Genomic DNA, 15,937 nt, shown 5'->3' with positions numbered 1-15,937 from the left:
TAGGTCTTTATGTTTGTATATTTAAAATAAAGTTTCTTTATTGAATCTGCCGAAAGTTGATTTTGAAAATTTTTTGTGTAATAAAGACACTTAAAAATTGTGGGTCTGAATTTTATTCTCTAATATTAGGTTGTCATTTGATAAAATAATTCCTAGGAAATGAAAGAATAAGGCAGGATATAAGGCCTACGCCTGGTTTTGTAAGATTAAGATTATTAGTAATTTATGGTACCGGATATCTACCGGTTGGTGAGTTGTTCATTAAGAAGTATTTGTTGATAATAAACCCCATTATTATGAGATGTAAAACTTTACAAAGGGGCATGGCTGTGTTTTTTATGTGGTGCTTATTGGTGTCACAGCATGGTTTTGCTCATAATTCCTCCCATTTAAAACCATCCGAAAATTCAAATCTAAGTGCAGGGCACGTTTCAAGTGTAGAAATAGAGGTTTCTGGAACTGTGGTGGATGATTCTGGATTTCCCATTCCAGGTGTTTCGGTTTTGGTAAAAGGGACAACTACTGGTGTGGCTACAGATTTGGACGGGAAATTCTCCCTGACTGTGCCTTCCAGTGAAAGTGTTTTGGTGTTTTCCTACCTGGGTTATGATGACCAAGAGGTAACGGTAGGAAATCAAACAACATTCAATATTACCATGAGGGAAAACTTGAGTGATCTTGGAGAGGTTGTTGTTGTTGGTTATGGTGTTCAGAAAAAAGGAACCATTACTGGTGCTGTTGGTGAAATAGAATCTGAAGACTTGATCAAAACCCCATCGGTAACTACATCAGAAGCTCTTGTAGGTAAAATCCAAGGTGTGACTGCACGTCAAGGTGATGCTCGCCCAGGATCAAGTGCCTCCATCCAAATCCGGAACATGGGGCAACCCTTATTTGTAATTGATGGAATTCCTTCCGATGCGGGCCAGTTTAATAATCTTGGACAACAAGATATCGAGAGTATAACGGTACTTAAAGATGCTTCTGCTGCTATATACGGCATGAGGGCTGCCAACGGTGTGGTTTTGGTGACCACCAAAAAAGGTAAGGCCAACCAAAAAGCAGAAATTAACCTTTCTGGTTATTATGGTTTGCAGAACTTTACCCGCTACCCTCAACCTGCCAATGCCTATCAATTTTTAAGGGCGAATGCAGAGTCAGAGGTGAACCTAGGCGGAACCCCAAGCATCAGTCAGGATGAATTGCAAAAGTGGCAGGAAGGAACTGAGCCGGGGTATAGAAGCTTTGATTATTACGACTTCATCATGAAGCCCAATGTTCCTCAGTATTCTTTAAATGGGAGTGCTGTAGGTGGTTCGGAAAATACTAAATACTATTTCTCCTTAAGCCATTTAAACCAAGATGCGCTTATTGAGGATTATAACTTCCAAAGAACCAACTTCCAGTCCAATATTGATATGACATTGACGGAAGGATTGACTGTAGGTACCCAGTTAAGTGGAAGGGTTGAAAAGAGAGAGCAAGTGGGGGTTCCAGGTCTGGATGATTACTTTAACCCCTTCTTGAGTATCTTTACCATGTGGCCAACCGAAAGACCATATGCCAATGATAATCCCAATTATGTCAATGGGGATGTTCATAATATCAATGTGAATCCTGCAACCTACACCAAGGAAATAACAGGTTATATTGATGAATATTGGAGAGCGATCAAAGGTAACTTTTATGCCAGTTATGATTTTGATAATGGCTTAACCATGAAAGGCACCTATTCCTATAACTATACAACCCTGGACTTTAATGGTTTTGAGTACACCTATGATGCTTATATCTATGATGAGGCTACTGATTCCTATATCACAAGACCAGAATTGGGGAACCAAAACCCTTGGAGAGAGCGTAGGAAGCAAAATATTGTCGATAGGGTTGGGCAATTCCAAATTAACTATAATAAAAATTTTGGAGCTCACAATGTGTCTGCCATTGCTGGTTATGAGCGGTGGGACCAACAGTCCCACCGGATGGTAGTTCATACCGTCCCCCCTAATAATTATATCCCATTAATGTCTTTTGCCGACCAGGATTTATTAATTGATCAGATTTATGAAGAAGCAAGGGAAGGTTATCTTGCCAAGATCAATTATGATTATAAGGAAAAATACCTGGTAGAATTATTGGGTCGTTATGATGGCTCTTTCCTTTTCCCACCGGACGAACGGTTTGGTTTCTTTCCAGGGGTTTCTTTGGGATGGAAGGTGACCGATGAGCCTTTTATGGATAATATCAAGGGCAATGTCCTTTCCGATTTGAAATTCAGGATTTCTTATGGGCAAACCGGGAACGACAGGTTTATCGGCAATAATGAATTTATTGTTGCTCCATTCAGCTATTATGCCGGGTATAATTTTATCCCGGGTGCTGGAGGTAGTTCTGTATTAAATGGAGACTTTGTAGCAGGGGTAGATCCTAGAGGACTACCAGTTACCAATTTGTCTTGGATCACCAATACCAACTTTAATATTGGTTTAGACGCTTACCTGTTTGACCATAAATTGTTTGTTCAAGGAGATGTTTTTGAAAGAAAACGAACAGGGCTTCCTGCTGGTAGATATGATGTGCTTTTACCTGCCGAGGTAGGCTATTCCCTTCCTTCAGAAAACCTTGAATCTGATGCTCATAGGGGTGTTGAAGGTATTGTGACCTACTCTGATAAAGTTGGTGGCATAGACTTTTCTGTAAGTGCCAATGGTACTATTTCAAGGTTGAAAATCATTGATCGCTATAAGCCAAGATTCGGAAATAGTTGGAATAAATATCGTTTTGATCAGGAAGGCCGATGGGCCAATATCAACTGGGGTTATAATATCATCGGAAGATTTGAAAGTGAAGAGCAAATTGAAAATTACCCAGTAAATATTGATGGATTAGGCAATCGAAATGTCCTTCCTGGAGATTTTATCTATGAAGACGTTAATGGTGATGGATTAATCAATGGGCTGGATGAACGTCCAATTGGTTATGCTGAAGGAGCTAACCCGTATGTCAGCTTTGGATTGAACGGTTCCGCTAAATACAAGGGTTTTGAATTGTATTTCAGCTTTGCAGGTGCCTCCATGCAGACTTTTACCCGTAACTGGGAGCTGAGATATCCATTCCAAAATAATGGTAATTCCCCGGAATTTATGTTTGCTGACAGATGGCACAGGGAAGACCTTTATAACCCAGATAGTGAATGGGTAGCTGGTACCTATCCCGCCATTCGAAGATTTGGAGCCGATCACCTTTATAGACATAATGATTTCTGGTTGACTAATGTTAAATACCTGAGATTGAGGAATCTAGAAATTGGTTACCGTGTACCTTCTTCTTTCCTTGACAAGTATGGAATCAATGCATTGAGGGTATATGCTAATGGAACTAATCTTTTCTCCATTGACAATACCAAAGAGTTTGGTGTTGATCCGGAAATTGGTTCAGCCAATGGTCTGGTTTATCCTCAGCAACGTCTGTTTAATTTTGGATTTAGCCTAACCCTATAAAAACCCCGAAATAATGAAACTATTGAAAATAAATATATTGGCGGTACTGCTAGTCGGTTTTGTTATCTCATCATGCCAAGACGATTGGTTAGATCGTGAGCCGCCTAATATCCTTTTGGATGATCAAGTTTGGAATGATGTCGGCCTGGTAACAGGAGTTTTGTCGAATTTTTATGACAGGCTACCTTCCCATACCACACTTACAGGTGGATGGCCGGATTTTGCGGCTTATGATGAAGCCATCTGGTCTGGATATTCTGGAAACGATTTCTTAAATAACCTGGTGACTTATAGTTTTGGCCGTTGGGGACTTTGGGATTACGGGTTGATCCGGGATATCAATTTGTCAATTGACAAGTTGAATAATCTTTCCAACCTGCCAGAGGCCCAAAAGACCCAGTTCATTAGTGAGTTGAGATTTATTAGGGCATATGTGTACTTTGAGCATGTGAAAAGAATGGGGGGGGTGCCAATCATCACTGAGCAATTGATCTATGATTTTGATGGAGATCCTTCTGATCTTCAGTTCCCTAGAAATACGGAAGCTGAAGTCTATGATTTTATTGCAGATGAAGTTGATGCAATAATTCCAACCCTTGGAAATGCCGGTAGTCAAACTCGTGCCAATAGGTTTACCGCATTGGCATTAAAAAGCCGTGCAATGTTATATGCAGCCTCCTTGGCTAAATATAATTCTGCCATGCCATCCCCTATCACCTTACCAGGTGGAGAAGTTGGGATTCCTGCTGGTCGGGCTGATGAATATTTCAATGCCTCACTGGAAGCATCCCGTTCCATCATCCAGGAAGGTGGTTATGATCTTTATAATAACAACCCTGATCTGGGAGCTAACTTCTATGAGTTATTTATTAATAAATCCAATAACCCCGAAGTGATCTGGGCTAAGGATTTCTCCACTGAAGCGGATAAACGTCATGGATTTACCTATGACAATATTGCCAGATCAGTAAGGGAAGATAACCTGGGTTCATCTGCCATTACTCCAGTGTTGAACCTGGTTGAAGATTTTGAATATTTGGATGGTTCCTCAGGTGAACTGGTGACTAGAACTGCAGACGGGTCTGACTTTATCTATTATGATAATGTAGAAGACATCTTTGAAAATAAAGATGCAAGGCTATTTGGAACAGTGGTAACCCCTGGTTCCAACTTCAGAGGACAGGAAGTGTTTATGCAAGCTGGTGTGATGGTTTGGAATGGAAGTAGCTATGACGTGGTAGAATCCAATGGCCTTAATACGGAATATGAGGATGGAGGAATCCTGACTGCTGCAGCTGGCCCCCATAGATCAATTCAAGAAGTTTCCAATACCGGATTTTACTTGAGAAAATATGTGGACAACAGTGCAGGTTCCAGTACCCGTGGAATTGGCAGTGAAGTTTGGTGGGTAAGGTTTAGATTAGGAGAAATATACCTAAATGCTGCGGAAGCTGCTTTTGAATTGGGTGAAACAGCTGAAGCTTTAGAATATATCAATTCCTTAAGGGAGAGAGCAGGTTTTGGTGAAAACAGCTTAACTTCCCTTACCTTGGATCGAATCAGAAATGAAAGAAGGGTGGAGTTAGCTTTTGAAGACCATGTGGTTTGGGATTATAAAAGATGGAGAATTGCCCATCAGGAATGGACAGGAAGTGAACAGGACGACAGCAGTGTAATGTTTGCCCTTTACCCTTATAGGGTAGTCAGACCAGGAGATCCAAGAGATGATCAGTATGTTTTTGTAAAGATGGTGGCGCCGAGGTTTAGGGCTCCTAGATTTTTCCAATTAGGGAATTACTACTCTCTAATTGGCCAGAACCTGATCGATGCTAATCCGAAACTAGTTAGAAACCCATTCCATTAAAATATTGAAATTATGAAGCTGAATATAATAAAATCATGCCTTCTATTGGTCTTGGGGCTTGCTGCAGCCAGTTGCGAGTATGATAATTTCGAAGAACCCAAATCAACCTTAACAGGAAGAATTGTATATGAAGGAGAGCCCATAGGGCTGCGAAGTCAGGGTGTGGAGCTTGAGCTTTGGCAACATGGTTATGAGCTCTTCCAAAAGATTCCAGTTTACGTTGCTCAAGATGGTACATTTTCGGCCAAACTATTTAACGGTGACTATAAATTGACATTTATCCGTGGAAATGGCCCTTGGATGGATAGAACGGATTCCATCGATGTACAAGTTAGTGGAACCCAAATGTTGGACGTAGAGGTAGATCCCTATTACACGATTTCCGAGCCAAGTTATTCTGTGAGTGGAAGTACCATGACAGTAAACTTTACTGTGAATGGGGTAAATACTTCCAGTGATTTGGAATTGGCTGGTATTTACATGGGAAGAACATTGATTACTGATGCAGTAAGAAATGAAGGAGCAGTAATCATTCCTGCTGGTGATATTACACTAGGAACTCCTATGAGTGTTGATGTGGAAATACCAGCAGGTTTGGCAGGAAGAAGTGATGTTTTTGTCCGTGTTGGTGTAAAGACCTTGGGGGTTCAGGAATTGCTGTATTCCCAGGTGGAAAATGTTGATCTTTAATTAATTACTTATCAAAACCTATTAAACAAGGAAATTCAGCGATCTGCAAAGGTGGTTGAATTTCTTTTTTAAGCACGACCCTATGAAAAAATACTTGCTAGGATTTTGGTTTGTTTTGGCTTTTTCAATTTCTGGAGCTCAAAGCCAAACAATTTCGGTACATGACCCTGTAATGACTAAAGAAGGCAATACCTATTATTTGTTTTGCACAGGAAGGGGAATTGCTGTTTGGTCTTCCCAAGATATGGAAAATTGGGAAAGACAACCGGCAGTTTTTAAGGAAGCGCCTGGTTGGGCAAGGGATGTGGTCCCGGATTTTAAAAACCATATTTGGGCACCTGATATTTCCTATCACAATGGAAGTTATTACCTGTATTACTCTATTTCAAGTTTTGCCAAAAACACTTCTGCCATTGGAGTAGCAACCAACAAGACCTTGGATCCTAATTCACCAGACTTTAATTGGGTGGATCATGGCAAAGTGATAGAAAGTGTCCCCGGAAGGGATATGTGGAATGCAATTGATCCTAATATCATTGCAGATGAAAGTGGGGGGAAATGGATGACATTTGGCTCTTTTTGGGGCGGATTGAAGCTGGTAAAACTGACTGAGGATATGTTGTCTGTACAAAATGGCCCTGAAGATTGGTTTACCATTGCCAGGAGAGAAAGGTCTTTTGAGCTGGATGAAAGGGATCCGGGGGATGCTGCCATTGAAGCCCCTTTTATTTTCAAAAAGGACGGCTTTTATTACCTGTTTGTATCCTTTGATCTTTGTTGCCGAGGGGAAAACAGTACCTATAAAATGATGGTTGGCCGATCCAAATTAATTAAAGGTCCTTATTATGATAAAGAAGGCCAAAGGATGGACCAAGGAGGTGGTACTTTGGTACTTCAGGGCAATCAAGATTGGTATGGTGTAGGCCATAATTCAGCTTATTCTTTTGAGGGAAAAGATTATTTGATTTTCCATGGCTATGATGCACACCAAAATGGAAGGCCTAGATTATTTGTTCGGGAAATTAGCTGGGATAAAGAGGGCTGGCCTGAAATAAGTTATTGAAGAATAATATTTAAATAAACCTCAATTAAAAACCTTATGAAATTAAATCATTATTCTTTTTTTATAGGTTGTTTAGTCATTTTGTTAATCGGGAATTTTCCCGTAAATGCTCAAAATGCAAGGATTAAAATTGACCTGGATCGGAAAATTGGCGAAGTGGACGAAAAAATCTACGGAAACTTTGTTGAACATTTGGGCCGCTGTGTTTATGGAGGAATTTATGATCCCGGTAATCCGCTTTCTGATGATCGCGGCTTCCGAAAAGATGTTTTGGAAGCCGTGAAAGGCTTAAATGTATCCCTGACTCGCTATCCAGGGGGTAATTTTGTTTCTAACTACCATTGGTTGGATGGAGTAGGTCCTAAAGAAGACCGTCCAACGCGAATGGAGCTTGCCTGGGGGCGGTTGGAGAGCAACCATTTTGGCACCAATGAATTTATGGAATATGCCAAAGAAATTGATACAGAACCCTACTTTGCGGTAAATATGGGGACTGGTACCATAGAAGAAGCACAGCGTTGGGTGGAATATACCAATGTTAAAGAGGGACCGTATTATGCAGAACTCCGAAAAAAACATGGGTATCCAGAACCCTATGGTATTAAATACTGGAGTCTTGGAAATGAAATGGACGGGTATTGGCAAATGGGCCATCTCAATGCTGAAGATTACAGCAAAAAGGCCAGGGAGGCTGGGAAGTTAATGAAACTGACTGACCCTTCCATCAAATTGATTGCCGCCGGGGCTTCCAACTTTCGTCCAGGAGCCGATCCAATGCAGTGGAATAGAGTGGTTCTGGATGAACTTAAAGATGTAGTCGATTACATAGCCTTGCATATGTATGTAGGGAATGTGGATGATGACTATTATTCTTTTGTTGCTTCCCCTTTAGTGCTGGAAAAAAGGACCCAATTGGTTGAAGGGTTGATCGATGAGGCCATGAGCAGAGCTGATAGAGGAGACCGGGATCCGATTTATATTGCCTGGGATGAATACAATATCTGGTACAGATGGAGGAGTGAAGAAACTATGACCGGGGAAAGGGCCCTTGAAGAAAGATATAACCTGGAAGATGCTTTGGTAATTTCCGGTTTTTTAAACGCCTTTATCCGTAACGCAGATGTGGTGAAAATAGCTAACATGGCGCAGCTGGTTAATGTGATTGCCCCAATTTTTACCAGTGAAGACGATATGTTCCTTCAGACCATTTATTATCCTTTGTCCTTATTTGCCGAGCATGCACATGGAACTTCTTTAGATGTTTATGTGGATTCTGATAAATATGATACCGGAGATTTTGCCCTTGGTTTGGGAGAGCAAAGAGCTGAACTAAAATCAGTTCCTTACTTGGATGTGTCTGTAACCCAACAGGATGATGAGTTGATTATCAATGTGGTAAACCGTCATAAGGATAAGGCCATTACTACCGATATTATTGCCCAAGAAGGGGAGTTTACCGGTGATTTTGAAGTATTTGAAATTAATGGGCCTGACCTTAAGGCAGGAAATGATTTTGGGAAAACAGAGGTTGAAACGGTTTCGAAAGAATTGAAAGGAAAGGGTGAATCTGTTACTTATAATTTCCCGGCTCATTCATTTACCATGATCAAAGCTAAAATTAAACGCTAAAGCTTAAAAATGTGAAGTTGATTAGCGCAAAATATCTTTATAAGAAATGTGCCCTCCTCAATTTATTCCTAATTATAATTGGGGTAGGGGCATGTTCTGTAGATTCTGAGGAACCTGGAGTTGACCAAAATCCTGAGGATGAAATTGGATTTCAGCTAACGGATATTAAAGATTCCTATGGTTCCATTTCTTCCTTTAGTAATTCCTCCAAATGGGGGCCATATAATGTCCACGATCCTTCAGTGATAAAAGTTGGGGATTGGTTTTACAGTTATAGTACGGATGTAGCCTACGGGCAACCATTAATTAAAGTGGGCATTCAGGTAAGGAAATCTAAAAACCTGGTGGAATGGGAATTTGTAGGCTGGGCCTATGATGGGCTCCCCCAGCAAGCAGTCAACTACATCAAATCCAATGGAGGAGAACCTTTTGAAAATTTGTGGGCTCCTTATATCCTTCAGGTAGAAGGTAAATTTAGGTTGTATTATTCCCTTTCATCAGGGATACACAAATTAAGTGCAATAGGGCTTTTAACTTCTGATTCACCGGAAGGTCCTTGGCAGCAGGCAGGTTTAGCTGTTACTTCTGACACAGACCTACCCATGACCAATGCAATAGATCCTTCCGTGATCATTGACCAGGAAGGAAAGCACTGGATGTATTATGGCTCAGCATATGACGGGATTTATGTTGTAGAGTTGGATCCTGAAACTGGTTTGGCCAAAACTTCTGGAGATAAAGGGAAACGGATTGCCCAGCGTGGGTTTACCGATGGAGTGATCAACGGTAATATTGAAGGTCCTGAAGTGATATACCGGAAAGAAAATGGCTATTATTACCTTTTCCTTTCCTATGATTGGTTGGAAAGCAAATACAACATCCGGGTGGGGCGTTCCCGAAACCCAGAAGGACCATTTTTAGATTTTCATGGGAATGATATGAATGTTGAGCAGGATAATGGTCCTATGATCGTGGCGCCCTATAAATTCCAGGGACATGCTGGATGGCAGGGAACTGCCCATAATGCTGCATTTAAAGATGATGACCAGTATTTTATTGCCCACCAGGGAAGACCTAGTGCAGATCGGTTTTATATGATCATGCATGTCAGGAAACTTTATTGGACTGAGGATGGCTGGCCAGTGGCCTCACCTGAGCGATTTGCTGATTTGTTAAGAGAATCTATCCAAGAGGAGGATTTGGTTGGTCTTTGGGAACAGATCGTTTTGGGTTATCAAGTGGTCCCTGGTTTTGCCGCAGAGCAAGTTGATCCTAATCATCAAGTTTCCTATGATATCAACCTTCAGGCCAATGGAACCATAGACGGTAATTCAGATAATGTTTGGTCATACCAAGCGCCTTGGCTGACCCTGAATTATGGAAATGGAGTTTTTGTAGATAAAGTCTATGTAGATCAGGGTTACGATTGGGAAAACCATCAAAAAACATTGATCTATACGGGTTTAAACAATGAAGGGACGGCAATTTGGGGAAAGAAAAAATAATAGCATTAAATGAAAAATAGATTCAATTGATAAATAAAGGAAATATATCACCAGTAGTTGATAGTTTTAATCCTAAAATAGAACTCCAAATGAACCGAAAATTTAAATATTTGCTTCCCTTTTTTTTGTTGCTGATCAGCCTTGGGGCTTGTAGCAAAAAACAAAATAAAAATCTACAATCCCCAGATGGGGCTTTGGAATTGGAAGTGAAAACGGAATCGGGGAAAGTATTTTACCATTTGAGCCGAAATGGGAAGGAAGTGCTGGAATGGTCCCAATTAGGCTTATTGCTTGACAATGCGGATTTTTATAATGACCTACAAATAAGTAAAGTTTCAGAAGGTGAGCTGGTTACTGAAAATTATACTTTGCTTCATGGGAAACAAAGAGAAATTAATTACCAGGCCAAGGAAAAACTTTTCCACTTTGAAAATGCTGCTGGGGAATCATTAACCATTGCATTCAGGCTTTCCAATGATGGATTGGCCTTGCAATACCGGTTAGAGGGAGAAAGTGAGAAGGTTTATACAATAGAAGAGGAAATGACCACTTACAATTTTCCTTCTTCCGCCAAAGCTTGGATGCAGCCTATTGCTGAAGTTAACACGGGTTGGGAAGCCAGTAATCCCTCATATGAAGAAGAATATGAAATGGGTGTTCCTGTAGGTTCGCCATCTCCGATTTCTGCAGGTTGGGTTTATCCTGCCTTGTTCCAAAGCAATGATATCTGGGTGTTGATTTCCGAAGCAGGACTGGGCAGAGATTATTGTGCAACGCGTTTGGCACCCGAATCCCCGGAAGGAGAATATCATGTAGCCTTCCCAGGCCCAGAGGAGGTTTTTCCTGATGGCCCGGCAAATCCAACCAGCACCCTTCCCTGGAAATCTCCATGGAGGGTTTTGGCCGTCGGTGATTTGGGAACCGTAGTGGAATCCACTTTGGGAACCGATTTGGCCAATCCACAGATTGATATGGACACTGACTTTGTAGAGGCAGGCCAGGCAGCCTGGAGTTGGGCTTTGGGAAAAGATCCTTCTATCACCTATGATATCCAAAAAGAGCATATTGATTTTGCTGCCCAAATGGATTATGAGCATTGCTTAATTGATGTCAATTGGGACACCACCATCGGGTACGATGGGATTGGTGAATTGGTAAATTATGCAGCAGAAAAAGGGGTTAAGGTACATTTGTGGTACAATTCTGCCGGTTCCTGGAATACAACGCCCTACCATCCAAGGGGTATGCTATTGACCCATGAATCCAGAAGGGAAGAATTCCAAAAAATAAAAGATTTAGGTGTTGCAGGGGTTAAAATTGATTTCTTTGGTGGTGATGGTCAATCCATGATTGCCTATTATCATGATATTTTGAAAGATGCAGCAGAAATTGGATTGATGGTGAATTTCCATGGGACTACCCTTCCAAGAGGTTGGCACCGGACTTATCCAAACTTGATGACAATGGAATCCGTGAAGGGATTTGAAATGATTACTTTTAATCAAGAGTTTGCGGACAGGGTTGCTAAGCATTGTGCTGTTCTACCATTTACCAGGAATGTATTTGACCCCATGGATTTTACCCCAATGTCCTTGGATAGAATCCCTAATATTGAAAGGAAAACCAGTAAAGCTTTTGAATTAGCCTTGACAGTAATTTATGAATCCGGTATTCAACATTTGGCGGAATCTCCTGAAGGCATGGCCAAGCAGCCTGAAGAAGTTATGGGTTATTTGAAGCAGTTACCAAATACCTGGGAAGAAACAAAGTTTGTGGATGGCTTTCCTGGTGAGTTTGCGGTAATGGCCAGGAAAGGAAAAGAGAATTGGTATTTGGCAGGGATCAATGGCAGCCATGAAGAAATAGTCCAATCGCTGGACCTTTCCTTTGTGGAAGGAACTGGCAGTTGGTTGCTGATTACTGACAATCCTGAAAAAACTGGTTTTGAATTTCAAGAATTAACAGAAAATGAATTGGAGGAAGTAAAAATTTCTTCATCTGGGGGATTTGTGCTTTTCCAAATCAAATAAAAAATGTAAATTTGACACTTAATAATAAACCTATAAAATCATGAAAAAGACAATTTTTGGAGGACTTTTTATGACAGTGATGATGCTGTCAGGCCTCACGGTTTTGGCTCAAAATAAATTGATTGTCAATGCTGACCAGGGCAAAACCCAAATTAGCAAGCACATTTATGGTCATTTCAGTGAGCACTTAGGCCGGTGTATTTATGGAGGAATTTGGGTTGGACCTGATTCTGATATTGAAAATATCAATGGCTATAGAACTGATGTTTTCGAAGCCCTCAAAAACCTAAACATCCCTAACCTTAGGTGGCCAGGAGGATGTTTTGCAGATGAATACCACTGGACAGATGGTATAGGCCCAAAAAGTGAAAGACCAAAAATGATTAATACCCACTGGGGCGGTGTCACTGAAGATAATTCATTTGGGACGCATGAATTCTTGAATTTCTGCGAAATGTTGGAGACTACTCCTTATATCACAGGAAATGTAGGAAGTGGATCTGTTGAGGAAATGTCCAAGTGGGTGGAATACATCAATTTTGATGGTGTGAGTCCCATGGCAGACCTGAGAAGGAGAAATGGAAGAGAAGAGCCATGGAATATCAAATACTGGGGAGTTGGCAATGAGAGCTGGGGCTGTGGAGGAAATATGACTCCAGAATACTATGCCAATGAATATAGAAGGTATGCCACTTTTGCAAGAAATTATCCTGGAGCAAGACTCTATAAAATTGCAGGCGGAGCCAATTCTACCGATTACAACTGGACAGAGGTGTTGATGCAAAAGATTCCTTTACGCATGATGGATGCCATGTCCCTTCACTATTATACTATTCCTGGAAATTGGGGGGACAAAGGTTCATCTACAGAATTTTCAGAAAGGGAATATTTGGTGACCCTGGAGAAAGCTGCTTTTATGGATGAGCTTTTGGACAAACATGAAACCATCATGGATAAATATGATCCAAGGAAAAGGGTGAAATTGATCGTGGACGAGTGGGGTACCTGGTACGATGTAGAGCCAAATACCAACCCAGGATTCCTTTACCAGCAAAATACCCTAAGGGATGCTTTTGTAGCAGCTATTACCTTGAACACTTTCAATAACCACGCCGATAGGGTGCACATGGCCAACCTGGCCCAAACAGTTAATGTATTGCAAGCTTTGATCTTGACTGATGAGAAAGAAATGTTGTTAACCCCAACTTATCATGTGTTTGATCTTTATAAGCCACATATGGATGCAATCCTTCTACCAACCCACTTGGAGTCTGAAGATGTGAAAATTGAAGATGTGCAGATTGATGCTTTGAATGTTTCATCTTCCCTATCTAAAGATGGAACTGTCAATATCAGTATTGCCAATATCCATCCTGACAAAGCCATTGATCTTGAAGTTGCCCTGAGAGGGTCGGATGCTAAATCTGTAAGTGGCCGTTATTTGACAGCACCTGAACTGAATTCCCACAATTCATTTGAAAATAAAGATGTGGTAGGTATCCAGGAGTTTAAAGACTACAAGTGGAACAAGGATGCCTTGAATGTAAAGGTACCAGCAAAGTCCGTGGTAGTTCTTCAGGTTAAATAGTGTAAATTTGAAAATGGATAGAAATAATTGGTGACCTGAACCAGGTATAAAATGCCATCGTGGAAAAGTGAATTTTCCTTATTTCAATAAAGGAAGTGTCCAACTCTAGGGCACTTCCTTCAGTTATTTGGAAGGCTTTTGACCAGAAAAAGAAATTAGGAGTATTAAATAATAAACAAATTATAAAATGAAGGACAACTTTGTCATAGGCCTGGACTATGGTTCCGATTCTGTTCGGGCGGTAATTGTCAATGCAGGCAATGGGGAGGTGAAAACCAGCCATGTATTCTGGTATCCCCGCTGGAAAGAAGGGAAATATTGTGATCCTGTTACGAACCAATTCAGACAACATCCCCTGGACCATTTTGAAGGATTGGAAGTGACCATAAAAGCCGTGGTAAATGAGTCTGGAATTCCTGCGGATCAAATAAAAGGTATCTGTGTGGATACCACCGGTTCATCTCCAATGGCAGTGGATAAAAAAGGGAAACCTTTAGCATTTACCCCAGAATTTGCTGAAAATCCCAATGCTTTAATGGTATTGTGGAAAGATCATACGGCTATTAAGGAAGCTGATGAAATCAATGAATTGGCAAGAAATTGGGGTGGAGAGGATTTTACCAAATATGAAGGGGGGATTTATTCTTCTGAATGGTTTTGGGCCAAAATCCTTCATGTGATCCGTGAAGATAAAGCGGTGTCCGAAGCAGCGTATTCTTGGGTGGAGCATTGTGATGTGATCACGGCTGAGTTGACCGGGGCAAATGATCCCTTGGAATTCAAGAGAAGCCGGTGTGCAGCAGGTCACAAAGCGTTATGGCATGAAAGCTGGGATGGACTTCCTCCCAAAGAATTTCTGGGCCAATTGGATCCAAGATTGGCAGATTTGAGGGACCGTTTATATACCGAAACTTATACTTCGGATTTGCCTGCAGGAAAACTAAGTCCTGAATGGGCCAAAAAGCTTGGCTTGAACGAAGATACAGTAGTAGCTGTGGGGACTTTTGATGCCCATGCTGGTGCCGTTGGAGGGGAAGTTGCCGAAAATACTTTGGTAAAAGTAATGGGTACCTCTACCTGTGATATTATGGTGGCTTCTTATGATGCCATTGGTGACAATTTGGTGAAAGGTATCTGCGGTCAGGTGGATGGCTCCGTTATCCCAGGTACCATTGGGTTGGAAGCCGGCCAATCAGGATTCGGTGATGTACTGGCTTGGTTCAAGAAATTGTTGATCGAACCTGCTGCCAAACTGATCAGGGCAAGTAATAAACTGGACGATGCTGCCAAAGAGAGTTTGATCCACGAAATGGATGATAATTTGCTGATCCAATTGACTAATGAGGCTTTGGAGATACCACTTTCTGAAACTGCTCCAGTTGCTTTGGATTGGGTAAATGGTAGAAGAACTCCTGATGCCAATCAATCCTTGAAAGGTGCCCTGATGGGACTGAATATGGGAACTGATGCTGCCAGAGTATTCAAAGCCTTGGTTGAATCCATTTGCTTTGGTTCCAAAAAGATCGTGGACCGCTTTAAGGAAGAAGGAGTGCAAATTGATACTGTTATTGGTATGGGGGGTGTTGCCAAAAAATCCAAATTGGTAATGCAAACAATGGCTGATGTGTTGAATATGCCAATTAAAATTGCCACTTCTGATCAGGCCCCAGCCTTGGGAGCAGCCATGTATGCTTCAGTAGCAGCAGGCATCCATCCGGACACGGAAACAGCTATCGCTACCATGACCAATGGATTTGATGCGGTTTATGAGCCGAATCCGGAAAATGTGGAGGTTTATGAAAAACTATACGAAAAATACGAAGCATTTGGAGACTTTGTGGAAGGAAAAAAAACCATTGCAGTAACCAATTAATGTTGAAAATTTATGTGTAAAAAGCCCATCAGCAATTGCTGATGGGCTTTTTTCTTTAGAGTGGTTGATGAAAAACCTATTAAAGATTCAATCCCACTTAAGAACTTTTTGAAATAAGTAAAATTGATTTTTATCCACTGGATTTTTAAAGAACCAATATTAAATAGTGGTTAAGGGAATTTTGGGAAAAATATC

Annotated in this window: 9 protein-coding genes; all 9 read left to right on the top strand. The window is 41.1% G+C overall.

The window, feature by feature from the left end:
- Nucleotides 1-296 precede the first annotated feature (296 nt).
- The 9 genes from QWY93_RS04160 (at nt 297) to QWY93_RS04120 (ending at nt 15,742) form a co-directional block, all read left to right on the top strand.
- Complete coding sequence (locus tag QWY93_RS04160; RefSeq protein ID WP_290246922.1) at nt 297-3,500, top strand: SusC/RagA family TonB-linked outer membrane protein; 3,204 nt, start codon at nt 297-299, stop codon at nt 3,498-3,500.
- Nucleotides 3,501-3,513: 13 nt separating this feature from the next.
- A complete protein-coding gene (locus tag QWY93_RS04155) occupies nt 3,514-5,364 on the top strand; it encodes a RagB/SusD family nutrient uptake outer membrane protein (RefSeq protein ID WP_290246921.1) in 1,851 nt (616 codons plus the stop codon).
- Nucleotides 5,365-5,376: 12 nt separating this feature from the next.
- Nucleotides 5,377-6,054: a DUF3823 domain-containing protein gene (locus QWY93_RS04150; RefSeq protein ID WP_290246920.1), complete on the top strand. Its 678-nt coding sequence runs from the start codon at nt 5,377-5,379 to the stop codon at nt 6,052-6,054.
- A gap of 82 nt (nt 6,055-6,136) precedes the next feature.
- Nucleotides 6,137-7,117: an arabinan endo-1,5-alpha-L-arabinosidase gene (locus QWY93_RS04145; RefSeq protein WP_290246919.1), complete on the top strand. Its 981-nt coding sequence runs from the start codon at nt 6,137-6,139 to the stop codon at nt 7,115-7,117.
- Between the two features lie 36 nt (nt 7,118-7,153).
- Nucleotides 7,154-8,746: an alpha-N-arabinofuranosidase gene (locus tag QWY93_RS04140; protein WP_290246918.1), complete on the top strand. Its 1,593-nt coding sequence runs from the start codon at nt 7,154-7,156 to the stop codon at nt 8,744-8,746.
- Between the two features lie 11 nt (nt 8,747-8,757).
- Nucleotides 8,758-10,251 carry an arabinan endo-1,5-alpha-L-arabinosidase gene (locus tag QWY93_RS04135; RefSeq protein ID WP_290246917.1) on the top strand — a complete coding sequence of 498 codons (1,494 nt, stop codon included), beginning with the start codon at nt 8,758-8,760 and terminating at the stop codon, nt 10,249-10,251.
- An 89-nt stretch (nt 10,252-10,340) separates the two neighbouring features.
- Entirely contained in the window at nt 10,341-12,281 is a 1,941-nt protein-coding gene (locus QWY93_RS04130; RefSeq protein WP_290246916.1) for a glycoside hydrolase family 97 protein, read from the top strand.
- Nucleotides 12,282-12,351: 70 nt separating this feature from the next.
- Complete coding sequence (locus tag QWY93_RS04125; RefSeq protein ID WP_379945333.1) at nt 12,352-13,869, top strand: alpha-N-arabinofuranosidase; 1,518 nt, start codon at nt 12,352-12,354, stop codon at nt 13,867-13,869.
- A gap of 187 nt (nt 13,870-14,056) precedes the next feature.
- Nucleotides 14,057-15,742 carry a ribulokinase gene (locus QWY93_RS04120; protein WP_290246914.1) on the top strand — a complete coding sequence of 562 codons (1,686 nt, stop codon included), beginning with the start codon at nt 14,057-14,059 and terminating at the stop codon, nt 15,740-15,742.
- Nucleotides 15,743-15,937 lie beyond the last annotated feature (195 nt).

This window comes from Echinicola jeungdonensis (assembly GCF_030409905.1).
Lineage (GTDB): Bacteria > Bacteroidota > Bacteroidia > Cytophagales > Cyclobacteriaceae > Echinicola > Echinicola jeungdonensis.
Note: the sequence above shows the minus strand (reverse complement) of the source record. Positions and strands in the feature narration are given on the sequence as shown.